The sequence below is a fragment of the Streptomyces aureus genome (assembly GCF_001418135.1).
In the GTDB taxonomy this organism is placed as follows: Bacteria; Actinomycetota; Actinomycetes; order Streptomycetales; family Streptomycetaceae; genus Streptomyces; species Streptomyces aureus_A.
In genome coordinates this window covers 14,445-40,387 of record NZ_LIPQ01000284.1, presented here as the reverse complement: position 1 = coordinate 40,387, position 25,943 = coordinate 14,445, and the positions used below count along the sequence as shown (strand labels likewise).

The window sequence follows — 25,943 nt, the reverse complement described above, 5'->3', positions numbered from 1 at the left end:
CGCCCCTCGCCCACCGCCCATCGCCCATCGCCCATCGCCCATCGCCCATCGCCCATCGCCCATCGCTCATCGCTCATCGCTCATCGCCAGCAGACGTCGCACGTGCCCTGAGGTGCGCAACGGACCAGGCTGGTCGAGAGTGGAAGTGACTCGATCAGCCGGCGCCCGTCGTGGGCAGGGCCGGGCAAGGAGGGTCTTCGATGCCCCAGAAGTCGACCGCGGCGTTGCGTGCGGCACCCCATGCCACGCCCGCGGAGCGCGCGGCCCTCGGCAAGGAGGCCCGGCGCCGCTCGCCGCGATCAGGCCATGCAGTGTACGAGCCGTCTCCTGACCGGCCGGACCCGCTGACGATCCTGGAGGCGCAGTCCGCGACACGTGTGCCCGAGCTCGTTCCCATCCGCTACGGCCGCATGACGGAGTCCCCGTTCCGCTTCTACCGGGGCGCCGCCGCGATCATGGCCTCCGATCTGGCTGCCACCCCGCGGTCGGGATTCACGGCCCAGCTGTGCGGGGACGCCCACATGCTCAACTTCCGTCTCCTCGCCTCGCCGGAACGACGCCTGATGTTCGACATCAACGACTTCGACGAGACGCTGCCGGGCCCCTGGGAATGGGACGTCAAGCGGCTGTCGGCGAGCTTCGTCATCGCTGCCCGGGCGAACGGCTTCGACGACGCCGAGCGCGACCGCATCGTCCGGCGCACGGTCCGTTCGTACCGCGAGGCGATGATCGGCTTCGCGGCCATGCGCACCCTGGACGTCTGGTACGCGAAGATCGACGAAGACCGCCTCGAGTCCCTGGCCACGGACCGGCTGCACAAGCGCGGCCGGAAGAACCTGGCCCGCGCCATGGAGAAGGCCCGCGGCCGCGACAGCCTGCAGGCCTTCGACAAGCTCACCGAGACGGTCGACGGCCGGCCCAGGATCGCGGCCGATCCCCCGCTGCTCGTCCCCGTCGGCGACCTGCTGCCGGACGCCGAGCGCAGCGCGCTGGAGCGCCAGTTCCGGGGGTTGATCGAGCGGTACGGCCACACCCTGTCGTCCGACCGGCGCACACTCCTGTCGGACTACCGCCTGGCGGATGTCGCCCGCAAGGTGGTCGGCGTCGGCAGCGTCGGTACCCGCTGCTGGATCTTCCTGCTCCTCGGCCGGGACGACCAGGACCCGCTCTTCCTCCAGGCCAAGGAGGCGGACACCTCCGTGCTCGCGGCGCACGTCGGCGCGAGCACGTACCGCAACCAGGGCGAACGGGTGGTCTCCGGCCAGCGGCTCATGCAGGCCACCAGCGACATCTTCCTCGGCTGGGAGCGGGTGGACGGCATCGACGGCAGGAAGCGCGACTTCTACGTCCGCCAACTGCGCGACTGGAAGGGCATCGCCCTCCCCGAGACGATGAACCCGAGGCGCATGCGCGCCTTCGGCGACGTGTGCGGGATCACGCTGGCCCGCGCGCACGCGCGGTCCGGGGACCGGATCGCGATCGCCGCGTACCTGGGCAGCGGCGACTCCTTCGACCGGGCACTCGCCACGTTCGCGGAGGCCTACGCCGACCAGAACGAACGCGACCACCAGGCCCTCGTCGACGCCGTAGCCGCGGGCCGGCTGCCCGCGGAGGAACTGCCGACGACCTGACCCGGGAAGGGGCCTGGTCCGCCCCTTGCCCCAACGCGGGCCAGGGGCCACCCGGTTCCTCAGCGACGTGACGTGACCGGTGTCACGGGCGGTACGTTTACGCCGACAGTCACACGGGTGACGGGACGACCGGAAGGAACGGAAGTGCAGGTTTCGATGCTCAGCCTCTGGGGTGCCGGTGCATTCGGCGCGGTCATCGGCTGGATTGCCTACCGGACACTGCGACGGGCCGCGAACGCACCGAGGATCACCGATCTCATCACGGTGATCGCGGCACTGGGCGGCGGCGCGGTCATCAACACACAGTTCGCGGAGCCGGACCTGTTCGCCTGCTACGGCATCGGCCTGTTCGTCGGTTTCTTCGCCTACTTCGTCGTCGGACTCCTGGTCGACCGATCGGAGCGGAAGGCCCAGGCCAAGCGCGAGAAGGCGCAGATCCCCGCGCAGGCGACCCAGGCGGTGGAGGCGACACCCGCCGGGACGACGGACCGAGTCGGCGCAGAGCAGCGCAGTTCGACCTGGATGGGCGACCTCTGACGCGCCCACGCTCCGACGCGCGGTCCGTCAGGAGGCGAAGCTCAGCCGCAAGGCGGCCGAACAGTAGGCCGTATAGGCGAGCCCCAGGACGTTCCCCTGCGCCAGAAGCTCCATCCGCACCTGGTGCAGGGCGGACCCCACGTCGCGGCCGGCAAGGAGGAGCTCCCAGAACCGCTCGGCGAACCTGCCGGCCAGCCCCTGTTCCACGGTGATCTCCGTACCGACGACTCCGGCGGCCTGCAGTCCGGCGAAGGCGGTCACGAACGGCAGCCAGGACCTGGCGTCGTGGTCGGCCGTGTGACAGCCGTTGAGGAAGACCAACGGCGCGACCTGCTCCCAGCCGTCCCAACCCGGGTCCTCGCCCCAGGCGTTCAGGTCCTCGGGCAGGATCCGGTCCGTACCGCCGATCTCCAGGACGGTCGGGGTCGACACCTCCCCGGCCTGAGGGCGGCGTCCATGGCCGTAGAAGTAGAGACAGTCTCCGGGGGCGTCCGTCAGGGACTCCCGGAGTGCTTGCTTCCGATCACAGACACGCAGTTCCGCGAAGCTCGCCCGCAGGGCGGCCATGTGGCGGGTCGTCACATCGTCGGCGAGTTGATGACTCCGTGCCACGGTGAGGGAGGGCCTGGTTCCCGCACGGCCCGCCCGCAGGCGAATCCGGCGTCCCCTTCGAACCGACGGAGGCTGCTCGATGATGTGCCGGAAGCCCCAGAATCCATACGGACACAGCGTGTTGAGCGGATGCACGGCGCCCCCGGGACAGGAACGGGCCGTGGGGTCCTGTCGCACTCGCTCCCATCCCACGACGCACGGTTCCAGCGTGGCGTCGCTCTCCACCGCGTTGTCGTACAGCAGGGCCCACGGGAAGACGAGGTCGTTCAGCTCGGTCCGGCACACCTGGATCTCGGCGGGCTCTCGCAGCACGTTGCGCAGGGCATCCCGTTCCGGGCGGCTGCGCGCGACCATCTGGTAGAGCGTCCAGCCGAGCCGCGCGAGCCTCGTCATGTCCCGGAGCAGTTCGGAGAAGTCCTTGCCGTAGTTCTCGTCGAGAAGGTTCACCAGCCGCGACTCCCCGCCCTCGACGCGGGACTCGGCATGACAGGCGAAGAGTTCGGCCCGTGCTTGTCGCAGCGTGGTGACCACCTGGTGTTCGCTGAGCCAGAACGTGGCAAGCGGCCCGTCGCCGGAGGTGACGTCGATGGTCATGGCACCGCCCTGTCGCCCCACCCGGACCGCCGCGGAGCGCCGGGGCAGCTCGCTCAGCGCTGCGAAGCCCGAGGTCAACGTGTAGTCGACCGCCGCCGTGGTGGCTCCTCCCGGTCCCTCGTCGGCGGCGACGGACGTGGTCAGGGTGACCGACTGCAGCTGGTTGCCCCGGTACGAGACGAACATCCGCAGCCGAGCCGGGCCCGGCTCCTCCGGAGCGACGAACGGGATGTGGAGGTACCGGCCGCGGTGCCCCTCCTCGCACGTGTGCCGGCCTCCCGGCGGGCAGTGGCAGACCCAGGCGGCCCCCTCGCGGGGCAGGAAGAGCCAGTGCCGCGCGGCGGGGAGGAGCAGGTCGTCGCTGACGACGGTGACCTGGAGCCAGTCGCCGTCGTCGTCCGCGTGGTCGAGGTTGTTGGCGGGGAACGCCTCGGCCTGCGCCGCGAGGAGGCTCTCGGGCGCCAAGCCCCCGATGTCCACCCGGAGTTCGTACGTCCGTCCGGAGGCGAGACAGCGGTCGGAGGGGACGACCACCCGTGAGAGAGGCCAGACGACCACGACGTTGAGGAAGCGCTCCGTGACGTCGCACTCGGGAGCGCCGTCCGTCACGGTATCGACGTCCCGCGCTTCCTCGTCATGACGCACGGGTTCGCCGTGCCGACCGTCCGGCACCGCGCCCACGGGCACGCCGCGCAGGCCCTCCTGGTCCCGTTGCAGGAAGAGGTCCCATGTCTCGATGGCCCCCGTGAAGTCGCCGTACACCTTGTCGAACGCCGCAGCGAACTCGTCGCCGCTGAGGTCCGGGTCGTTCAGCAGCGCGAGCCAGCCGGCGCGGGCCTTCTCCTCCAGCATGTCCGAGTGCCAGAGGTCGGAGTCCCGCAGGGCTCTCAGCAGCCGCTCGTCCTCACACCGCGGTGCCCATCCGTACGTCACCGAGTCCCCCGTCTCCATGCCTGATCACCCTTCGCCTCCGCCTGGTGATGGCATTCTGGGGCAATCGAAGGGACGGGGGCCAACGTTGGACCGGGATCAGGACATCGTCATTCGGCTGTCGTGGCAGGGCGAGGACGTCACCGCGGTCGTCCTCGACGACCGCGGCGTTCCCGTCCACGAGACCGCGCCACCGGCCCGCGTGAGCAACGGGATGTTCGTGCCGTGGGCGGATCCCGTGGGACCCGGGGTGACCCGGATGTTGACGAAGGCTCTCCTGCCACCACCGGTCCGCAGGCACCTCGCGCACCGCATGGAGCAGATGGGCGGGCGGTACGCACGGGTCCGGCTGCTGACGCCCGACGACGGCTCCCGCGACTTGGCCGGCCTGCGCTGGGAAGCGGTGACCGTCCCCTCCGCGAAAGCCTCGGACGCGGAATGGCGCGCCTGGGCCGCGGAGCCCTCGGCACCACTGGCGGACGGCGGCTGCCCGCTGGGCGTCCATCCCTCGTTCACGCTCGTCCGTGACGTCGACACCACGGCCCCGGTGCCCACGACGACCCCCGTCACCGTCGGGAGGGTGACGATCGCGGACGCGACCGCGGTCCACGGCGAGGTCGCCGTCCCCGGCTTCGAGGAGCCGCTGACGGTGCCCGAGCCCCCTCCGGAGGCACTGGTCAACGCCGACGGGCTGCTCGTCCGGCATGCGGTGCGGGGCTCGCGGCTCTCGGCGCGCGTCGTGGACGCCCCGGCGACACCCGGGGCGCTCCGGCAGGCTCTGTCCGAGGGGACACAGGTCTTCTACTTCGGCGGTCACCACGTGGCCTCCGGGCTCGTGGTGGGCACGGACGCCGGTGATGGTCCGGCGTGGCTGGACGTGGACACGCTGGCCGGCTGGCTGCTGCAGGCCGACGTCCGGCTCGCCGTGCTCATGGCCTGTGACTCGGCGGTCTCGAAGAACGGGGAGGAGCCCGACCAGTCCGCGGCGCGGCGGCTCGTGAGAGCCGGGGTGCCCCATGTCGTCGCGGTGATGGGCAAGATGAGTCATGGTCAGGCCGAGAAGTTCGCCGGCTCCTTCTTCTCGGCCCTGACCCGAGGAGAGGAGATCGACCGCGCGCTGCTGGCCGGCCGGGCGCGCCTCGACGGAGCCGCCGCCGTGCCGGTGCTCTTCACCCGGCACGGCGTCCGGGATCTCGCCGTCGAGCTGCTTCCCGAGCTGCGGGAGACGCGGCGGGCGCCCGTGGCCCACCGTCTGCCCGTCGGAGACGGCGTCCTGGTGTCCGAACCGGACGAACGGCACCGGGTGCACCTGGATGCCCGGTGGTGCCTCACGGAGCCGCCCGTGCTCGACGTCCTGTCCGATCCCACGGCCGACGACCTGCCCCGGCTCATGCTGGATGCGGAACGGCTGCTGGTACGGGCCCGCAACGCGGCGGGCCACGTCCACGAGGCACTACGCCGGTGGTACGTCTACGAGGTGGGGGCCGACCGGCTGCCCCGGACGGAGTCGGAGCTCCGGGCCCGCGTCTCGCCCGCGTACGAACAGCCCGCGCCGGGCGCCGACCGAGGCGTCGGACTCGTGCTGCGCCTCGACGGCACCGCCGTCCCCCACGACGGCTTCCGCCAGGAGCTCGACCAGCTGTACCGGTTCGGCTGGGACCTGCAGGTGGTCGTCCTGCAGATCGGGGACGAGGACCCCGTGCGGGTGCGGGACTCCGCCGAGGAGCTGGCGCGTGCGCTCGGCCTGGACGAGTACCTGCTCCGGACCCCCGTGTCCTCGGCCGCGCCGTCCGGCACGGCCCCACGGCCGCGCCGCCTGCTGATGGCGAACACGGATACCGGCGCCTCGGGCCGGGGAGCGGGCGAACTCCTCGCATGGGTCCGGGACGCGGACGAGTCGGGTCGGCCGGGGCCCTTCTTCGGCGTCGACCCCCGGACCGTCGTCGAGGAACTCAACGCGGAGGCGTCGTGGGGCGGTCCTCAGGGGGAGCGGGGTGCCCTCGATGTCGTCCGGCACTACTGGCCGGCGCTGTACCGCCCGTTGCTGGAGGCCTACGCGTCCGCGCGTTCGCGGCCGGCACGGGGCCTGTCGCTCCAGTTGGCGGCCCGCCGCGACGAGGACCTGGACCGGTGGCTGCGGGCCGCCGGAGAGCACCTGCCGTTCCCGGACGAGGTCGGTCCGCTGGACCGGGGACGCGAGCTCGTGGGCACGGTCGTCCTGGGGCTGCTGCGAGCCGGGCACGCGGACACCGACGCCTTCGAGGAGTGGCGCGCCGAAGCACCCCCGGAGGTCGTCGAAGCCGTCGCGGCGGCGGAACGGGTGCCGGCCGCGCTCCTCGGCAGGGATCTCGCCCGTCCCGACGTCGCTGTCGCGCTGGACCGTGCGGGGCTACTCGACAGCGTCGACCTGGGGCGGCTGGATCCCACCGGCAGGTGGCACGGGACATGGGCGTTGCTGGCCAGACGCCCGCTGACCGAGGCGACCGCCCGCTGGCTGTACGGCCTGGGCGAGGCTCCGCGCCGCGTTCTCGGGCTCGCTCCGGCGACCGGACCCGGCTCGGAGGGGTTCGACAGGGAGCTGGAGGTCCAGCTCACCGCGTACCGGCAAGCCCTGGTTCCCCCGCTGCCCCGGACACAGGTCGGCGGCTGACGCCGCTGCCTCCAAGGCCAGTTGGCGAGAATCCGTTCATCCGACCGGCTCCCTTCGTATCCTGGTCCACTCGCTCTTTCCTCCCGGCAGCGCGGCCGGGAACCGCAGGCAAGGGGACGCCTATGCTCGAACACTGGTATTTCTGCGCTGCGTTGGGGCTGCCCCCGCAAACTGCCGCGATACATCTCGATCTCCTGGCCGCTCTTCAGGAGCCGGTGGAGACGGAGCGGTCCGAGGAGATCGTCTGCACGGCGGTGGAGAGCCTCGCCCGGGCCGGGACGGCGACCGCGCTCTACGCCCTTCCCCACGTCCTCACCGCGCAGCGTCGGTTCGCGGGGGTGACCGAGGTGGGCGCACGGGCGGCGGCCTACTACCGGAGCATCGCGTCCGTGGCCCCGGAGCAGCTGCGGGCCCGTCTCGGGGCCGCCTTGCGGGCGTCCGCCGGCCCGGAGGTCGCGCAGGCGGTGGCGGCACTGGGCGAACTCCTCGACGACGCAGGCGAGAGCACGACCGAGGCGGACACCTCCATCGCCCCGTACCACGATCTCGTCGAGCAACTGGCCCCGACGACAGCTCTGGTGATCGCCCGGTTCCTGGCCGGCCGTGACGCGCGCGCCGTCGGTGAACTCCTCGACGAACGCCCGTCCCTGGCAGAGGACGCGCTCAGCGGCCGCCACGGCAGGCTGGCTCTGCTGCAGGCGGCCGAGACGATCGCGATGGTGCGGCCGGAAGCCACCGACAGGATTCGGACAGCCCTCGCGGTGGTGTCGCGTGGGGCGTTCGACATGGAGCCCGACCTGTTGGCGACCGCGGCCCGGGTCACCTTCGCGCTGTCCGGCGCGAAGGCGGGACCGGATCCCTCTCGTGCGGTGGGCATCCTGGATGCCCTGGAGCACGAGGCGTTGACCGCGGAGTCCCTCTACGGCTGGCTGCGGACGTGGACCGACGACGGCCTGCTGCCGCCGCCGGCGGACTGCGAGGCGCGGGATTCGGCGTACCGGCGACTCGGCGGGGTGGGGTCCGCCCGGGAGTCGGCCATGCCGTCGGTACTCTGGCAGTCGACTCTGTGGTCCGTCGCGGCCGAGTGCGCTCCGCAGCAGACCGTGGAACGACTGACGCGGTGGTGGCGATCGCCCGACCCGGGCGGACGCACCGGTGAGCCGGGCGGGCGGACCCGAGCCCCCGCGAGCCTCGCCGTGACGCTGCCCTACCGCTCGTACGACGTCGTCCTCCGGCACACCTACCGGCTGTTGTCCCTGCGCCACCCCGCGGGCCAGAGCCCCACACCCCTGTTCACGACCGGTCCGGCCGGGGAGACCGACGCGGGCACGGCGGCGTGGCTGTGGTCGCCCTGGCTCCTCCACCACACTCCGCCGTCCCCGCCCAAGACGGCGCGCAACCGGCCCGGGTCGGCTCCCCCAGCGGCTCAGGCGCCTGCGCCGAGGCTCTGGGGCGATCAGCCCGAACAGCTGGTGCGCCTGCTCGGCGCGGGACTCATCGCCGCCCGGCTGCTGACCCGCGCCGTCCCGGACGAGGCCGGCCGGACGGCGGAGGAGGACGCGAGCGGGCACCGGGACCATCTCCTGCTGCTGCTCGTCCATGTGCGCGACACCCTGTACCGGACGTTCGGCACGCTCATGGAGATCGTCCACGGCAAGCCGCACCAGGCCCAGCTGTTCGCCGGCCACCTCTCCTCCCTTCTCCTGCACGCCGCGAGCACCGCCGACTCGATCGGCAAGGGTGCGCGCGGCGGCGTCCACCCGGCCGAGATCGTGCGGGTGGTGGCCGGGCTCCCCGCTGCGCCGAGCAGCCCTCCCTATCCCCCGTTGCCGGACTGGGGCGCGCGTGGCGTGGCCCTGTACTGGGCGCAGGAGGCGTCGGCGGGAGGCACCGGGCCGCACCGGACCGAGGCCGGCGGGCGGTGGTTCACCGGTGACCTGCCTCCGGCCGACACCCTGCTGTCGCTGATCCGGGAGCGGGAGACGCTCCGGCACTCCGCGAGGGCGGTCCGCGCGACCCAGCTGCATCGCGACCTCCACGCGCATTCGCGTTACGACGTGCTGCGCTGGGACTGGACGCCGGAGGGACCTCGGACGAGCGACGGGACGCTCCTCACGAGCCTGGCTCCCGGCGGGCTCGCCCTCAGCGGCCCCGTCGACCCGAGCCGCGACTCCTTCTCCGTCGAGGAGTGGCGGGAGATGGCTCAGGGCGTGACCGAGTTCCTCACGGAGACCGACAAGTACGCCATCACCCCGGTCACGGTCAGGACGCTGCGGCTCGCGGCGCTCCTCGGGCGGCCCGAGCTCGGTGACGAGGGCGCGTTCCAGGACTGGGTCTCCGAATGGAGCGGCCTGGTCACGTCCCTCAACGTGCCGGCACACCTGCCGCGATACGTGCGTGCCCGGATGTTCGACATGTTCCGCTCGCCGACCGGCAGCGCCGGTTCACAGGAGCGGCTGATGCAGGTCCTCGAGCACGTGGTGGACGTGATCGTCGACCTGAGTGGTGCCGCGCAGTTCTACTACGACCGGCTGTTCGAGGAGCTGACCGCCCACGGGCTGCCGCCGGAGATGGCGAACCGGCTCCGGGTGCGGACGGTGCAGGCGCTCTACCACAAGTGGGGCGGGAACCTTCCGGTCGTGACGCACGGGAGCCCGTGGTCGAGGTACCTCAGTCACGTCTCCGGCCGGGGCACCGAGGCGGCGCTGGTCCGGTTCCTGCGGGCGACAGCGGCGGAGGAGCTCAAGGGGCAGGGGATCACGCTCGACGAGGTGATGTCCTCCCTGTGGAACCGCACGCAGCGGCCCGCCCTCTATCCGGCGTCCCGGCAGCCGTCGGGGCGATCCGACGGGGACCGCCGGTTCGTCGAGGCGGTCGTCCAGGACCGGCACGCCGGGGAGATCGTCGAGTACCGGCGGAGCGAGAACAGCAGCGTCGGGGTGTCGCGGTCGGGGCGACCGTACGTGCATGACATGTTCCACGTCGGCCCCGGCCCCCATGAACAGGGCGCCTACGTGCTCGGCTTCGTGTCCTCGCCACCCCGGCGCGGCAAGCAGCCCACCCTTCTGGTCAATTGCGGCCTCGGCCAGCTCGTACAGTGCCGCCTGGAGGCGCACGAGACGAGGAACTGGGAGCTCGGTGAGCCGGTGGCGGTACGGCTCGCCGCCCCCGACGACCCGCGGTCCTGGACCGTCACCCGTCTCGCACCGCTTCCTCAGCGGGACGGAGAGGTACGCGAGGCGGAACTTGCCCGCACGGGCGAATACCCCTGGTTCACGCTGACCGTCAACGGCGCGGCCACCGACGCGTATCCCCGTGGGAACGGGGAGAAGGACGTCCTCGCCCGCCGCCGGTGGGACCCCGACCTCTCACGGGCCTTCGCCGACGGAGGCACGACCGCTCAGCCCTCGGAGACCCTGGTCCGATGGCACCAGGAGCTCAATCACTGGGTACCCGTCGACGCCGGTTTGCCGGAGCTGGCCGTCGCGGCCGGCACCGCGGACGGGGGCGGGGCGACACAGGTGCGCCTGGTGCTGTCCGGGCTCGCCACCGAAAGGTCCGGGTTCGGCACGGCCCGGCGGTTCGTCACCGAGCCCGGGCACTGCTACGTCCTCGGACCCTCCGCGTGGGACCCCGAAGACTGGCCGCGTGTGGAGGAGGAGTGCCTGGCCGCGCCGGCCGGGCTGATCCTCCACGCCGAGTTCCGGCCCGGGGAGAACCGGCTCCACCTCTCGTCCGAGCGGCCGTTCGACCGGCGCAACGTGCAGTGGCTCGGGATCTTCGACCACGTGAACGGCCCCCGCGACGCGGCCGGGGAGGAGGACGAGGAGCAGACGAGGGACCGGCCCGCCCACGAGGAGGCGTTCCTGCGGACCGACGCCGCCGGGCAGCCGGAATGGCGGATCGACGTGCCCGCCGTCGAGGGCTTCCCCCGTTGGGTCAGGGCAGACTTCTCCGGAGCCACCCCCAGGACCGCGCACGTGGTGTGCAGCGTCGAGTCCTGGGACGACGAGGCCGCACGCCGGCCACTGGTGACCGTGCAGCCCTTCGAGGAGGAGGGCATCCGCGAGGAGAAGCCGACTCCCGAGCTGTACGCCTGGTTCGCGCAGGTACCGGTCCACACGGTCGTCGACCTCGTCTGGGCCACGCGGAAGGCCTTCACCGCGGTGAACAGAGCGGCCACGAAGGAGGGTTTGCAGGGGCGGATCACCACCGAGTCGCTCACGCTGAGCGGCCACTTCCCGTCGCTTTCCCGCACGTCTCCGCGCCGGGCCGTCGTCACCAAGGACTATGTCGTGCAGCCGTACGCGGACCAGCGCCGCGAGCCCACCACGGCCCTGACGGCGACGCAGCTGGCGAGCCACTGCGTTTCGTCGTGCGACCCGACGCTCCTGGACGTGCCGGCGCTCGGCGGCATGGTCGTCGCCCGGACGAAGGAGGGCGGTCATGTGCGCGCCTGGTTCGACCTGGGCGCGCACATCGCGGTGGCCGTGCTGCCGGTGGGGTGCCTGGACTTCGAGGCGCCGTCGGTGGGTGACCACCTCATCGGGGAACCGACGCCCGACGGGTGGGTGTTCCACGTGCAGCGACGCCTGCTGCACCTGGAGGCGCTGTGGGAGCGGGCGGAGGCGCCGGGACCGGGTTGGAAGGCTGTCGGGCACACCCGCGGCCAGGACGGCACCCTGCTCCTCGTCCGCCAGGACACCTCCGGGCCGCCCCGTCTGGCGACTGCTCCGATGGACGACGACTCCGAGACGAGCGGCCGGGCCGGTGCCCGGCGGGGCGGCAGAACGAGGAACGACGGCTCGTTTCCGGTCGTGGTCCAGCACGAGGGCACCTACCGTGTCGGCCACACCACCGGTATCGAGCTGGCCAACGATTTCCGTCCTGTTCATGTCGAGCAGGAGCTTGTGGAGGTGTGGGACGTCAGGACTCCCGCGCCATCGGGGCCCGCGGGTCTGGACGACACCCGTTACGTGCGCGTACGGCGGAGGTTCGATCTGTCGCCCGTCGGCACCGCTCGGTCGTCGGAGACCCCGCAGCCCCGGCAGGAGCAGGACCCCACGGCCGCCTGGCAGCAGCTCCTCGAACTGCCCGGTCTCGCACTCACCGGCCGGCTCACCGATGACGACCGCCTTGCGCTGACCGTCTGCGAGGCTCCGGATTCCGAGGGCGTGTACCGGCCGTGGCTGGACCTGCTCGACGAGCCGCGGGCCTGGGTGGGCGGCCGGAACTACCCGACCGATCTGGTGCGGGCCGCGCCGGTGCCGAAAGGTGCCGGATACGCGGCGTCGTGCTTGCGGGCCGCGCCTCTGTCGATCTCCGAGTTCATGACGACGTTCGCCCCGTACGCGGCACCGGACGGGCGCCGCTGCGACTTCCGCGAACCGCGACACACGCGGGGGAAGCTGTACTACGTGGGGATCGAGGAGGGCGACGCCGGCCTCGCCGCCCGTTTCGAGTTCGGCTACGGATGGTTCGTGGACATCCCTGTCGAGGCGCTCGTGGTCGGCGGGGAGCCTCTGGATCCCGATGGCCTCGCCCTCTTCCACGGCGACCGTGTCAACGCGATGACCTTCTCCGCCGACGAGGACGCGGTTCCTGGCGGAATCAGGGTGCTCATCGATCTGGCCGACATCTCCAAGGGTGTGGAGTGGCAGGTCCGTACGGAGGCGACGGCGGCGAACGTCGTGCACCTTCTTGAGGCGATCGTGGACAAGGACCGCGGTCGGGTCACCGTGCACCGTGTCCTCACCCGCACACGGGAGCTCGGCCGCGGCGCGGAGGAGGACACGCACGCCAAGGAACAGCCGGTGAGCGCCCGTATCGAGGAGCGGGACGCCCTGGCACTGCTGGCGTCCCTGGAGTCGGGCTCGCAGCGCCGGCTCGTGCTCGGCCGACTCGTTCCCGAGCCGATCGGCCGGCAGCACCGGGCGCTGCGCTTCGCCACCGTCGCTCCGTACGCCACGGCCGACGGGGGGTCGGGGCTTCGCAGGCACGACCGGCTCTATCTGGAGGCGGGGATCATCCACGAGACGCACAACGACTACTTGCTGCGTTTCGGCCTTCCCGAGGCACTTCATCAGGATGGCGCCCCGCTCGCGGTGGTCGTGCCCCGGCGGGACTTCTCACACCGCGAGAGCTGCCTCCGCCGCGCTGCGAAGACCGAGGGCCTCGGCGCGTACCGGGGTCGGGCGCGCATGCTCGTACGCCTCGGGAACCACAACGAGGCCCCGGGTCAGCCGGCCAACCAGTGGCACGGGTCCACGAAGTCGCCGCCGGCACGGAGCACCGAGACCCTGCGCAGCTATCTGCGGCGCAGGCCGCAAGGGTGCTTCGGTGTGGTCGACTCCGACGGCGTGCAGATCGAGCTGCGGCCGGGCGTCGTCTTCGACCTCTCCGGACTGCGGGGGACGGACGGCATCGTCCCCGGGTCCGTGGTTCGGCTGACCCTGGACGTGGCCGAGGTCATCCGCGTCCACCAGGCGATCCCCGCCGACATCAGCTACCTCGACGACAACCCCCGGCCCGCGGTGGTGTTCCCCAAGGACAGTCTCAAGAGCGCCGAGGCCATCCGGGACGCGGACTCCTACGGGCGCTTCACCGTTGCCGGGCTCCCTGGTCTCAACGCCACGGCCCAACGGGGAATGGGAGCGGCCCTGCTGTACACGGATCACCCCAAGATCGCCGGGGTGACGCGCCGGACACTGCCGAGAGCGCAGACCCAACTGGTTCGCATGGACGACCCGCGCGCCGGGATCCTCGAGTTCGACGCCGACGCGCCCACGGAGGGCGTGCTGGTGCGGCCCGTCGGTGTCGCCACCGGGCCGCAGCCCGTCGCCGCCCGTCCCGTCGCCTGGGCACAACTGTCCTTCCGGGACGCTCCCGCGCGCCAGATCGCGGAGGCGTGTGAGACCGGGGGCTGGCGCTATCACGACTCCCGCACCCAGACGTGGCCGACGAACGGCGACAAGCCCTACCGGCGTGGCCTGCCGGCGGTCGCCCGTGCCGTCGCCGAGCCGGTCTTCTTCTCGCTGAAGGGGGAAGGCTGGACCCTCCGGCACGAATCGGCCTCCCTGCGCCAGCACGGCTTCCCGGCGACCGAGCTGCTGGAGGAGACCTTCCAGGATCTCTCGGGCGGGCGACGCACGCACTGGACGGTGGCCAGGACGGAGAAGAGGAGTGTCTGGCTGGAACTGACGCCTGGCCGTATCGCCGAGGTCCGCGGTGAGCTCGTCCGCTTCTCCGACGGACAGTCGCTGGCCGACCTCGACTGGTCGCGTTTCGCCCCGGGAGACCTGCTCTACGGACAGGTCGACGGAGGCGTGAACGAGTGCGGGCACCTGGTGCTGGAGGACTGGCGGCCCGGGCTGCGGGGCTCCTTGCGGCCACGGGGCAGGTCCCGGGTTCTGCTCCCCGTCACCCACGCGGACGATGTGGCCGGGGCCCTCTACCTCGGCGAGGGCGAGGCGGCGTTCCCCTATCCCGCGGAGCGGGAGCTGATCGCGCGGTGCCCCGTCGGCAGCAGCGTGTGGCTGGACCAGGCCAACGACGTGACCCCTGCGACGGCCGGCTCCGTGCGGGCGGGCGATGTGGTGCTCGTCGCGGCGGACCCGGCCGGCGGTGGTCTGCGGGTGGCCGGGCTGCGGCAGGCCCGGGTGGAGCTGGCACCGCTCGCCAAGGACCACTGGTTCCTCACGCAGTGGCTCCGGGACGACCTGGCCGCGGCGGCCGTGACGGGCAGCGCCGTCCTGCGGCAGCTGGGCGTGCTGCCCGTGACGGTCGAGGCCGTCGGCGACGGGCCTGAGCCGGTCGTCACGGTTTCCCGCAGGCACCAGCCGGGGGGCGTGTGGCCGGACGGCACGGTGCTGGCCCGGCCGGTGGCCGACCTCGGGAACGGCTTTGTCGTGATGCGCAACGGTGCGGCGCTGGTGCGGGTGCACGTGGAGACGTTGCTGCCCGGGCTGCCGCCGGAGGCGACGGCAGCGGCGGCGAGCGCGCTCGTGGCGGACCGGCGGCTGCTCCGGCTGCACTGGGACAAGTCGACGAGGACACTGCGGAGCGGGCTGCCGACCGATGGGGCCGGGCTCGACGAGACGGTCGTCCAGGCGTTGTTCGCCGTCGACGGTCCGGACGGTGACTGCCTCGGCGTCCTCTGCCGGGACGAGCGCAGTCAGGCGCTCTGCTGGCTCCCGGCACGGGACGCGGCGTGGACCACGGGCGTGCCCGGCGAGCTGCTCGCCGCGCGACTGCGCGCCGCGCGGCAACTGACCGTGCTGCGCCGCGACCGCTGCCGGGTCAGCCTCGTCCACCACCCGCTGGTCGTTCGGGAGTACGAGAACCTGACTGCCGGCCAGCTGGTCCGCGTGACCGTGGTCGGTGAGGCGGCCGCCGTCGGCAAGCACTCCCCGAACCCGCTGCTCGTGTCCGTCGCGCCGCTCGGCCTGTTGGCTCAGTACGCGACGGGTCGCACGGTGCGCGGGCCCGGCGACGACATGATGGCCGAAGTCGCCCGGCTCGAGCGGATCGCGGACCGGGGCATGGTCCAGCTGGTGGAACCGGGTTTCCGCCGGACAGTCGTCGACCTGCCGGAATGGATGTGCGAGCGGCTCAAGAAGCTGTCGCTCCGGACGATCGCCGAGCGTCCGAAGCCCGTCAAGGACCTGGTTCCCAACTGGTTCGGCAAGTACCGGAACGCCTATCGGGCGGGAATCGAGGGCGAGCCGCAGCCGGCCGGGAACTCCGTGGGACGCAAGGTGATCTGGGCGCTCGGCGCGCTGGAGCATTCGTCCGGCGAGGAACACGCAGAGGCGCAGCGGACGGCGGCGGCCGCGGTGGCGGAGTGGCTCTGCTCCGATGTCGGCAGGCCGATCGTGCTCCAGGAGGACGCGGCCGTCGACCTTGCTCCGGTACTGGCCGCTTGCCGGATAGGGGCCATGCTGCCGCAGGGCGTCGCTCGGCTGCCGCACGGCTGGCAGGCCTTCCTGCTGGCCCGCGTCGGGGACCGGGCGGTGTGCTCGCTGCACACGGAGGCTCTCGTGACCGAGTGGCTGACCCGGCCGGAGCGCCATGTGCTGGACGGCGACTGGCGCAGGCTCCGGTCGCTCTATCTGGCCCGGGAGCTGTCCTTCGGGCAGGTGGCATCCGTCGAGGAGTTCGCGCGGGCCGTCATGGAACGCCCCGTGGGACTGCCGCAGAGCGAAGCCGGCCGGGTGGCGAGGGCGCTGCTCGCGGCGGTGGGCCGGCTCCCCTCCGCGGAGCATCTGGTGCGGGACGCCCCACTGCTGCACCGGCTGGCACGCCTCAGCGTGAGCCTCACTCCGCCGGCCGGGTCGGCGGCACCGCGATGGGAGCCGACACGGGAGCAGTACCTGGTGCTCCAGTCGGTCTTCCAGGCGGTGGTGCCGACCGGTCTGCCGATCACGCTCCTGCCGGCCCACGTACCACTGCGGGAACCAGGCGCACGTTACGGGGAGGCACTGCTCACGGAGGCTGCCGCGCACCTCGTACAGCGATGAGCGGCGGGGCCTCGCGCCCCCTCGCGCGTCGAGCCACGGTGCCGGGCCGGAGGGGAAGCGGCGGAAGGCGGTCCCCCGGCCCGGTCGGCTGACCGGTGACGGGCCTGCCGGGGCGGCGGTTCCCTGCACGCCGCTCCTCCCCCGCGTATCGGCGCCCCTTCGGTCCGGTCACTCCGGAGGTGCCGGGTCCGGGTCCTTGGGGGCGGCGCGGTCGCCCGGGTGGCGGACGGCGCACAGGAAGCCGAGAGCGAGGGCCACGGCCATGCCGTAGAAGACCCACTGGTTGGCCTGGGCGAAGTCCATCTGGATGGACGACATGGCGTCGCGGGTGGCTTCGGCCACCTGGCCGGTGCCGGTCGGCGGGGTGGCGTCGCCGTGGCCGGAGACGGAGTCGGTGATGCCGCGTGCGACCTGGTCAGCGGTGGCGGGTGCGATGCCCCGTGCCTGGAGCGTGTCCGTCACGTTCTCCGTCATGGCCCGGGACAGCAGGGTGCCGAACACGGCCATGCCGACGCTCGCCGCGTAGTTGCGGACGGTCTGTGTGATGCCGGTGACCTCGCCGTAGGAGGTGCCGATGGCCCGGTTGACCGCGTCCGTCGACGCGGGGGCCAGGATGAAGCCGATTCCCGCGCCCGCGAGGGCCACGTACGGCCATTGGTCGTGCATGGACAGGTTGGTGAGTTCGTTGGCCCACAGGGCGAAGCCGACCGCGCCCAGGATCGTTCCCGCTTTCAGCGCGGGGCGCGCACCCCGTTTGTCGAGGATCCGGCCGCCCCACTGGGAGGCGAGGGCGAAGCCGACGAAGAAGTACAGGAGGAAGAGCGCCGCCTGGTTGGGAGAGGCGCTGAGGGACACCTGGGCGTAGACGGAGGAGAAGAAGAACACGGGCACGAACGCGAGCATCGCGAAGAACAGGACGGCCGAGTCCACCCTGAACGCCTTGTCCTGGAAGACCCGCAGGTCGATCAGCGGGTGGCGGAGGCCGCGTTCGTACCGTACGAACACGTACAGGATCGCGAGGCCGCCGACGACGCACAGCCAGGTCGCCCAGCTCCCCCATCCCCATGACCACGCCTGCTGGAAGCCGAGGACGCTCAGGCCCATGCCGGCGGCGACGAGGGCGGCGCCGGGCACGTCGAGGGTCCCGGGGCGCGGTCGGTCCGCGATGTGCGCGAGGGCGGTGAGGATCAGGGCGACGACCGCGACCGGCACGTTGACCCAGAAGACGGCGCGCCAGGTCCACGAGGACGTGAGCCAGCCGCCGAGCAGCGGGCCGACGGCGGTCAGCGCTCCGGAGATCCCGAAGAACAGGGCGAGGGCCCTGCCCCGCCGTTCGGCGGGGAACACCGCCACGACCACGGCCAGCGCGGCCGGGAAGAGCAGCGCCGCGCCGAGCCCCTGTACGGCCCGGAAGGTGATGAGCCAGGGCTGGGCGTAGTCGCCGGAGGGGACGCACCCGCAGAGGACCGACGCGATGACGAAGACGAGGGTGCCGATCACGACGATGCGCCGTGGCCCGTACAGGTCGGCCAGGCGGCCGCCGAGGGCGAAGAACGCGGCGAGGGCGAGGAGGTAGGCGTTGACCACCCACTGCATGCCCGAGCTGGAGAGTCCCAGTTCGCGCACGATGTCGGGGGCGGCGATGGAGACGATGGTCTGGTCGATGAAGGTCATCGCCACCGCGAACATCATCGCCGCGAGTGCCACCGTCTGGTTCGGGAGCGCGCCCTCGTGCTGTGCGGGGCGCGGCTGCGGATCAGGCTCTGTCCGGCTGCTCACTCTGCTCAGTCTGAGCCCGAACGCGGTGTCGCGCATGCCGCGCGGGCGCAGAAGGAGCACCCCTGGCGTCGGGGCGCGTATCAGTGCTCGGCGTCATCTCGTCCCCGTCAGGGTCGCGTAGACCACCGTGTTGGCCCGGTAGCCGGTGTCGCGGGACCAGTCGCCGCCGCAGGTGATCAGCCGCAGCTCGGGGCGGCCCGTACCGCCGTAGACCTTGTCGTCGGGGAAGCGGTCCTTGGGATGGACCTCCACCGCGTCGACGGTGAAGAGGGCCGTACGCCCGTCCTCGCGGTCGATCTCGATCCCGGCGCCCCGCGAGAGGGTGCCGAGCCGGTGGAAGACGGCGGGGCCGACCGGGGTGTCCACGTGTCCCGCCACGACGGCCGTACCCGGCGCCCCGGGGGCGGTGCCGTCGGCGTACCAGCCGGCCACGGTCGGGGCCGACGCGGGCGGGGGGCGCAGTGCTCCGGCGCCGTCCAACTCCAGGGGGATGAGGGAGACGTCGATCCCGATGGCCGGAATCCTGATCCGCGACGCGTCTGACGCGGGCAGCGGCCGGGGTCCCGGGCGGTCCCTGGGAGGTCCGGCGGCGGGCCGGGCGAGCAGCGGTGCGGCCTGCGCCGTCGTCGGCGGCCGCGAGCCGTCACCGTCCGGTACGTGGGCGAGCAGGACGATCCCGACGAGCGTCGTGCAGACGAGTGCGCTGACCGAGGGAACACGCCGGGACGGCGCTCCGTCGGGCTTCGGACCGGAGCCGTTACTCATGCGGGTCGTGCCTCCGCTGAAGGACGGGCCCCGGATCCGGGAGCGGATCCGGGGCCCTGACCGTGGGTCATGGAGCGTGAAGGCGTGGGCTCAGACCGAGGCCTTGGCGGCGGCGCGGCGGCGCGTCCTGACCAGGACGCCCGCGGCGGCGCCGCCGAGGAGCAACGCGCCGAGGGCGTACGGGCTGCCGCCGCCGTCCTCGTGCGCGCCGGCCGCCCATCCGAAGCCCGCTTCCACGGCGCCGTTCGGCCGGCCGGAGATCTGGTAGGTGACGGTCTGCTTGATGCGGGGCGGGCACTTGAGGGTCACGGTGTCCGTGCCGGAGCGGGCGTCCAGCGGGAGTGTGAACCGGCCCACCAGGACGCCCTTCCGGTCACCCGGCAGGAGGTGGAACTTCCCGCCCGCCTCCGACTCACCCTTGCCGTAGGTCTCCTTGCCGCAGGCGGTGGTGCTGACGGTGACGGTGGTGCCGGGGGCCGCCTTCCCCGGATTGACCCGGACGTCGCCGACGGGCGCGGCGACGGCGGAGGGTGCGGACAGGGCTAGGGCGCTCAGGACCAGGGCGACCTGGATACCCGTACGTGCGAGACGCATGCTTCTTCTCTCCTTCGGCGGAGCTTTCCTGGCCGGCTGGGCCGCGCGGCGCCTGTGCTGTGCTCCGTGCACGAGAAGATCCCCGACCGCTGACCGCCGCAACGCGAGGATCGCGCGTGATGTCCCCCGGCCGGAGGCTTGACCGGTCCTGCCGGTGATCATCGCCGCAGGTCACGGCGGCCCGAGCGGCGCTCAGGAACGAATTGCGTCCTGCGCGCGAATGGGTCAGAGGTCCGAAGCGGAGGCGGTCAGCCCAGGCCCAGGATCGACGTGAGGGCTTGCCGCAGCTCGGCTACGGGATCCGCCGCCGCTCCTTCGGACCGCCACGCGACGAACCCGTCGGGGCGGACCAGCACCGCGCCGTCCCTGGTGACGCCGTGGGCCTCCGCCCAGTCGGTGTCGCTCGCGGGAGAGAGCTCCGCGTCGGGGCCGTCGCCGATCCGGTACGAGTCCAGCGGCACCGCCGACTGCTGTCCGACGCGTGCCGCCGCGGTGTGCCACCCGCCGGCACCGTCCTCGGAACTCAGGAGGACCAGGGACCGCTCGTACAGGTCGAGGGTGGAGACCCGGGTACCGGCGCGGTTCAGCCACACGTGGGGTGCCCGGCTTCCGGGTTCGCCCGTGAGGCGCAGTCCGTCGGACACGACCGGCTGCGTCCGGTCGGCGCCCAGGACGGCGCCCTGCGGATAGCGGTAGCCGAGCACCTCGTTGAGGATGCCGCCCTTGCGCCCCTTGGGGCCGCCGGGTCCGGGGACGGGGACGTACCCGGGGTGGCTGTGCTCGACCGACCGCGCCGCGGCACGGGCGCTCGTCACCTCCGCGACCGGGCGGCGCTCCGCGTCGTAGGACGTGAGCAGGTCGGGGCCGGCCCAGCCGCCCAGTACGGCGGAGAGCTTCCAGGCGAGGTTGTGCGCGTCCTGGATACCGGTGTTGGAGCCGAAGGCCCCGGTGGGCGGCATCTCGTGGGCGGAGTCGCCGACGAGGAACACCCGGCCGTCCGCGTACCGTTCGGCGATCCTCTCGGCCGCGTGCCAGGGAGCTCTGCCCGTGATCTCGACATCGAGGTCCGGCACTCCCACGGCCCGCCGGATGTGTTCCCTGCATCGCTCGTCGGTGAACTCCTCCAGCGTCTCGCCGTGTTCGGGGTGCCAGGGAGCGTGGAACACCCAGCGCTCCCGGTTGTCGACCGGCAGCAGGGCCCCGTCGGCCTCCGGGTTCGTCAGGTAGCAGACGATGAAGTGCCGGTCGCCGACGACGTCCGCGAGACCGCGGGAGACGAAGGTGACGCTCACGTTGTGGAACAGGTCGCCCTGACCGTTCTGCCCGATGCCGAGCCGCTCGCGAACGGGGCTGCGCGGTCCGTCCGCCGCGACGAGATAGTCCGCGCGGATGGTGGTGTGCTCGCCGCTGTCGCGACTCTTGACCTGCGCCGTCACTCCTTCGGCGTCCTGCTCGAAGGACATCAGCTCCGTCGAGAACCGCAGATCCCCGCCCAGCTCGCCGGCGCGCTCGCGCAGCACCGGTTCGAGATCGTTCTGGCTGCACAGGCACCACCCGGCGGGGCTGAAGCGGGCCAGCCCGCCGCCGGGGTCGATCTCCTTGAACAGCCACTCGCCGGCATCGCCCACCAGGCTCGGCGTCTGCAGGATGCCGTTGTTGGGCGCCAGGACCGACGCGGCCTCCTGGATGGGCCGGTCGACCCCCGCTCCGCGGAACAGCTCCATCGTCCGCACGTTGTTGCCACGGCCGCGCGGGTGGATCGAGGTGCCCGAATGGCGCTCGACCAGGATGTGCGGCACTCCGAGACGCCCCAGGAACAGCGAGGTGGACAGGCCCACCAGCGAGCCGCCGACGATGAGTACGGGCGTGCGATGACCGGCTGCTTCGCCGGCCACGTCGATTCGGTTCATTGTTCGTCTCCGGCGTCGTCTGCGACGCGGGTCGGGGATGGGATGCAGATTCATGCCCTTCGGGGAAGGGTCCGCGTGCCGGAGGCACCCGGATGACACGCGGTTCACTCGTCCGCTTCTTCGGGCTCGCGCGCTGTCGGTGCTCCTGTCAACGATCGACACATCACGACCGCGGCGCTTCGGTCACGCGGGTCGTTCCCGTCCCCCACCGAGAAGAGAAGAGGTGTGCCGGATGGCCCCCTCAGGACGCATCTCGCAGTCGGCATTCGACGGCTCCAGGCTGCGGGTGATCCTCCTGCTCGACCTGTACGAAGGCGCTCAGCAGCAGTTCCTGGACGCGTACGAACTCATGCGCAAGCAGGTCGCCTCCGTTCCCGGCCACATCAGTGACCAGCTGTGCCAGTCCATCGAGAACCCCTCGCAGTGGCTCATCACCAGCGAGTGGGAGAGCGCGCCACCGTTCCTCGCGTGGGTGAACAGCGAGGAGCACGTCGAAACCGTCAAGCCGATGCACAGCTGTGTCCGGGACACCCGTTCGATGCGCTACAGCATCCTCCGGGAGACCGGTCCCGCTCAGCCGGCCTCGCGGGCCGCGGCGTCGACGGGCATGCAGGTGGCCGCCCGCGTGGGCGACGGTGTGGCACGCCACGCCCTCACCTTCACCGTCAAGCCGGGCTCCGAGTCGAAGGTGGCGGAGATCCTGGCCGGGTACCAGTCACCCCGGGCCCAGGTCGACGACACCACGCGCCTGCGCCGTACCTCCCTCTTCATGCACGGCAATCGCGTCGTGCGCGCCGTGGAGGTGGAGGGCGACCTCCTCGTGGCACTCCGGCACGTGGCCCGTCAGCCCGAGGTACGAGCGGTCGAGGAGGCCATCAACCCGTACCTGGAGCAGGACCGGGACCTGACCGACCCCGAGTCGGCGCGTGTGTTCTTCACCCGGGCCGCGCTCCCGGCCGTCCAGCACGTGGTGTCCAGCCGGCCGGCACCGGCCGACCTGCGACGGCACGCGCTGTACTACCCGGCCAAGGAAGGCTGCGGGATGGAGCTGGCCCGGCTGCTCGCCGATCAGGACCGGGCCGCGGCGGACGATCCGGACAGCCCGGTGTACGGCAGCACCGTGTTCCAGCGCGACGACATCGTGGTGCGCCTCATCGACATCACCAGTGAGCTCGACCTCGACCCCGTCGCCTCCCTCGGGCTCAAGGGCTCCGGGAAGGCCGCGGAGTTGGAACTCCTCCTCGACGGCCCGGCGATCGGCGTCGAGGGCTCCCTGAAGACGGAGCGCAACATCAACCGGCTCCTGTCGCACGCCGACATGCTGCCGGTCACCGACCGTTCGGCGGATTCCTGACGGCCCGTCGCGGCCCCGCCGCAGTCGCTCCCAGCACGTCACTGCCACATCCGGAGGTATCAACCATGCTCAAGCAGCGTCCACGCATCGTGAACCTGAGCGAGACGGAACCCAACCGCAGGCGGGGAGGTGACCTGCGGGCCATGCTCACGCCGGCCACGGTGGGTTCCACCAGCGGCTTCATGGGCCTGGCCATCGTTCAACCGGGCGAGCGCATCGGCGAGCACTACCACCCGTACTCCGAGGAGTTCGTGTACGTCGTCTCGGGCGCGCTGGAAGTGGATCTGGACGGCGACACGTACGCGCTCCAGCCCGATCAGGGACTGCTGATCCCGATCGACGTGCGGCACCGCTTCCGGAACGTGGGCGACGTGGAGGCACGCATGGTCTTCCACCTGGGCCCGCTCGCCCCGCGGCCGAGCCTCGGTCACGTCGACACGGAGGACGCCGACGAGGCGCAGCTCGCCGCCGCCGGCCCGCACCTGACCGTGGGCGACCCGGGACAGGTGTCCGAGCGAAGCGGGGCCATCGAGTGACCCGGCGAGTGGCCGTCACCGGCATCGGTGTGGTCGCTCCGGGCGGCACCGGAGCGAAGGCGTTCTGGGACCTGCTCGCCGCCGGCCGTACCGCGACCCGCGGCATCACCCTGTTCGACCCGGTCGGGCTGCGCTCCCGCATAGCCGCCGAGTGCGACTTCGACCCCGCGGACCACGGACTCGACCCCGATCTGAGCCGCCACGCCGACCGGTACATCCAGTTCGCCGTCGTCGCCGCCGGGGAGGCCGTCCGCGACTCCGGACTCGACACCGGCACCGAGGACCCCTGGCGCGTCGCCGTCTCCCTGGGCAGCGCCGTCGGCGGCACCACCCGGCTCGAACACGACTACGTCCTGGTGAGCGAGGGCGGGCGGCGGTGGGACGTGGACCACCGCGCGGCCGACCCCAAGCTGCACATGGCCTTCTCGCCGAGCACGCTCGCCTCCGTCGTGGCCGAACAGTTCGGCGCCCGCGGCCCGGTGCAGACCGTCTCCACCGGATGCACCTCCGGCCTCGACGCCGTCGGCTACGCCTTCCACACCATCGAGGAAGGCCGGGCGGACGTCTGCATCGCGGGCGCGTCGGACTCCCCGATATCCCCGATCACCATGGCCTGCTTCGATGCCATCAAGGCCACGTCGCCCGACAACGACGACCCGGAGCACGCCTCCAGGCCCTTCGACAACAACCGCAACGGTTTCGTCATGGGCGAAGGCGCGGCCGTCCTCGTCCTGGAGGAGTACGAGCACGCCAGGGCCCGCGGTGCGCACATCTACTGCGAGATCGGCGGTTACGCCACCTTCGGCAACGCGTACCACATGACCGGTCTGACCGGCGAGGGCCTTGAGATGTCCCGGGCGATCGACTCCACGCTCGACCAGGCTCGGATCGACCCCACGCTGATCGACTACGTCAACGCGCACGGCTCGGGCACCCGGCAGAACGACCGGCACGAGACCGCCGCCGTGAAGCGGTCCCTCGGGGCACACGCCTACGACACGCCCATGAGCTCCATCAAATCCATGGTGGGGCACTCGCTGGGCGCGATCGGCGCGATCGAGGTGGCCGCCTGCGTCCTCGCGCTGAAGCACCAGGTGGTACCTCCGACGGCGAACTACGAGACCCCCGACCCCGAGTGCGACCTGGACTACGTGCCGCGCACCGCCCGCCCCCGGAAGCTCAGGAACGTGCTCTCCGTGGGCAGCGGATTCGGCGGCTTCCAGTCCGCGGTCCTCCTGACGGGGCCGGGCGGGAGGACACGATGAGCACTGAGCACCCACGGCGTGCGGTCGTCACCGGCATCGGTGTGATCGCCCCCAACGGACTGCGTGCCGACGCGTACTGGAAGTCCGTCCGGGAAGGGCTCGGCGTACTGGACCGGATCACCCGCGAGGGTTGCCAGGACCTGCCCCTCAAGGTCGCGGGCGAGGTCCGGGGCTTCGACGCCTCCGACCTGATCGAGGAGCGTTTCCTCGTCCAGACCGACCGTTTCAGCCACTACGCGATGGCTGCGGCCCAGCTCGCACTCGACGACGCCGGCCTGGCCCGGGAGAACCCCGCGGAGCCGTTCGAGATCGGCGTCGTCACCGCGGCCGGTTCCGGCGGCGGCGAGTTCGGCCAGCGAGAGCTCCAGAAGCTCTGGGGCCAGGGATCCAAGTTCGTCGGCCCGTACCAGTCCATCGCCTGGTTCTACGCCGCGAGCACCGGCCAGATCTCCATCCGGAGCGGGTTCAAGGGTCCGTGCGGTGTGGTCGCGAGTGACGAGGCGGGAGGCCTGGACGGCATCGCCCATGCGGCCCGCGCGGTACGGCGTGGGACCGGTGCCGTGATCGTCGGAGCGGCGGAGGCCCCCCTCGCCCCGTACTCGATGGTGTGCCAGCTCGGATACCCGGAGCTCAGCACCGTCGAGGACCCGGACCGCGCCTACCGGCCCTTCACCGCGGGAGCCTGCGGCTTCGTCCCGGCCGAGGGCGGCGCGATGCTCGTCGTGGAGGACGAGTCCCGCGCCCGCGACCGCGGAGCGGCCGTCCGGGCCGTCGTGGCCGGCCACGGCGCCACGTTCACCGGCGCCTCCCGATGGGAGGAGTCCCGGGAGGGACTCGCCCGCGCCATCCGTGTCGCCCTCGACGAGGCCGGGTGCGCCCCCGAGGAGATCGACGTCGTCTTCGCCGACGCCCTGGGCGTACCGGAGGCGGATCGCGCCGAGGCGCTGGCGATCGCCGACGCCCTCGGGGCGCACGCCGCCCGCGTACCCGTCACCGCGCCCAAGACGGGCATCGGCCGTGCCTACTGCGGGGCGCCCGTCCTGGACACCGCCGCCGCGGTCTTCGCGATGGAGCACGGCGTGGTACCCCCCACCCCCAACGTGTTCGACATCTGCCACGACCTCGATCTGGTGATGTCCCGCGCTCGCCCCGCCGAGCTGCGCACGGCCCTCGTCCTCAGCCGGGGACTCATGGGATCCAACGCGGCGCTGGTCGTGCGCCGCGGCGACGACACCGCCCGGTAGGACCGGGTGGGAAGGAGAGCACAG

The 25,943-nt window shown here is 72.1% G+C and carries 13 protein-coding genes; 8 read left to right on the top strand and 5 right to left on the bottom strand.

Features of this window, described 5'->3' with window-relative positions:
• Nucleotides 1–200 precede the first annotated feature (200 nt).
• Nucleotides 201–1,631 carry a DUF2252 domain-containing protein gene (locus AOK00_RS23170; RefSeq protein ID WP_055602222.1) on the top strand — a complete coding sequence of 477 codons (1,431 nt, stop codon included), beginning with the start codon at nucleotides 201–203 and terminating at the stop codon, nucleotides 1,629–1,631.
• Between the two features lie 117 nt (nucleotides 1,632–1,748).
• Nucleotides 1,749–2,168: a hypothetical protein gene (locus AOK00_RS23165; protein WP_159041831.1), complete on the top strand. Its 420-nt coding sequence runs from the start codon at nucleotides 1,749–1,751 to the stop codon at nucleotides 2,166–2,168.
• Between the two features lie 27 nt (nucleotides 2,169–2,195).
• Here the strand turns inward: AOK00_RS23165 and AOK00_RS23160 are convergent, their stop codons facing one another.
• Nucleotides 2,196–4,325 carry a CHAT domain-containing protein gene (locus AOK00_RS23160; protein ID WP_055602220.1) on the bottom strand — a complete coding sequence of 710 codons (2,130 nt, stop codon included), beginning with the start codon at nucleotides 4,323–4,325 and terminating at the stop codon, nucleotides 2,196–2,198.
• A gap of 67 nt (nucleotides 4,326–4,392) precedes the next feature.
• Here AOK00_RS23160 and AOK00_RS23155 point away from each other — a divergent pair, with 67 nt between their 5' ends.
• On the top strand, nucleotides 4,393–6,954 hold the full coding sequence (locus AOK00_RS23155; protein ID WP_055602219.1) for a CHAT domain-containing protein: 2,562 nt from the start codon (nucleotides 4,393–4,395) through the stop codon (nucleotides 6,952–6,954).
• 215 nt (nucleotides 6,955–7,169) lie between these two features.
• A complete protein-coding gene (locus AOK00_RS23150) occupies nucleotides 7,170–16,472 on the top strand; it encodes a hypothetical protein (RefSeq protein ID WP_055602218.1) in 9,303 nt (3,100 codons plus the stop codon).
• Nucleotides 16,473–16,640: 168 nt separating this feature from the next.
• Here the strand turns inward: AOK00_RS23150 and AOK00_RS23145 are convergent, their stop codons facing one another.
• The 4 genes from AOK00_RS23145 to AOK00_RS23130 all read right to left on the bottom strand — a co-directional run bounded on the left by AOK00_RS23145 (nucleotide 16,641) and on the right by AOK00_RS23130 (nucleotide 21,520).
• On the bottom strand, nucleotides 16,641–18,164 hold the full coding sequence (locus tag AOK00_RS23145) for an MFS transporter (RefSeq protein ID WP_055602226.1): 1,524 nt from the start codon (nucleotides 18,162–18,164) through the stop codon (nucleotides 16,641–16,643).
• 180 nt (nucleotides 18,165–18,344) lie between these two features.
• Nucleotides 18,345–19,016, bottom strand: coding sequence for a class F sortase (locus tag AOK00_RS23140; protein ID WP_107097453.1), 672 nt, complete (start codon nucleotides 19,014–19,016; stop codon nucleotides 18,345–18,347).
• A gap of 90 nt (nucleotides 19,017–19,106) precedes the next feature.
• Nucleotides 19,107–19,610 carry a hypothetical protein gene (locus tag AOK00_RS23135; protein WP_055602217.1) on the bottom strand — a complete coding sequence of 168 codons (504 nt, stop codon included), beginning with the start codon at nucleotides 19,608–19,610 and terminating at the stop codon, nucleotides 19,107–19,109.
• A gap of 248 nt (nucleotides 19,611–19,858) precedes the next feature.
• Nucleotides 19,859–21,520 (bottom strand): FAD-dependent oxidoreductase, encoded by a 1,662-nt coding sequence (locus AOK00_RS23130; RefSeq protein ID WP_055602216.1) that lies wholly within the window; start codon nucleotides 21,518–21,520, stop codon nucleotides 19,859–19,861.
• A gap of 232 nt (nucleotides 21,521–21,752) precedes the next feature.
• Between AOK00_RS23130 and AOK00_RS23125 the strand changes: the two genes are divergently transcribed.
• The 4 genes from AOK00_RS23125 to AOK00_RS23110 all read left to right on the top strand — a co-directional run bounded on the left by AOK00_RS23125 (nucleotide 21,753) and on the right by AOK00_RS23110 (nucleotide 25,919).
• On the top strand, nucleotides 21,753–22,874 hold the full coding sequence (locus tag AOK00_RS23125) for a SchA/CurD-like domain-containing protein (RefSeq protein ID WP_055602215.1): 1,122 nt from the start codon (nucleotides 21,753–21,755) through the stop codon (nucleotides 22,872–22,874).
• Nucleotides 22,875–22,939: 65 nt separating this feature from the next.
• Nucleotides 22,940–23,410 carry a cupin domain-containing protein gene (locus tag AOK00_RS23120; RefSeq protein WP_055602214.1) on the top strand — a complete coding sequence of 157 codons (471 nt, stop codon included), beginning with the start codon at nucleotides 22,940–22,942 and terminating at the stop codon, nucleotides 23,408–23,410.
• Entirely contained in the window at nucleotides 23,407–24,675 is a 1,269-nt protein-coding gene (locus AOK00_RS23115; protein WP_055602213.1) for a beta-ketoacyl-[acyl-carrier-protein] synthase family protein, read from the top strand. The genes AOK00_RS23120 and AOK00_RS23115 overlap by 4 nt, the downstream gene beginning before the upstream one ends.
• Entirely contained in the window at nucleotides 24,672–25,919 is a 1,248-nt protein-coding gene (locus tag AOK00_RS23110) for a ketosynthase chain-length factor (protein WP_055602212.1), read from the top strand. Before AOK00_RS23115 ends, AOK00_RS23110 begins: the two co-directional genes overlap by 4 nt.
• The last annotated feature ends 24 nt before the right edge of the window (nucleotides 25,920–25,943 follow it).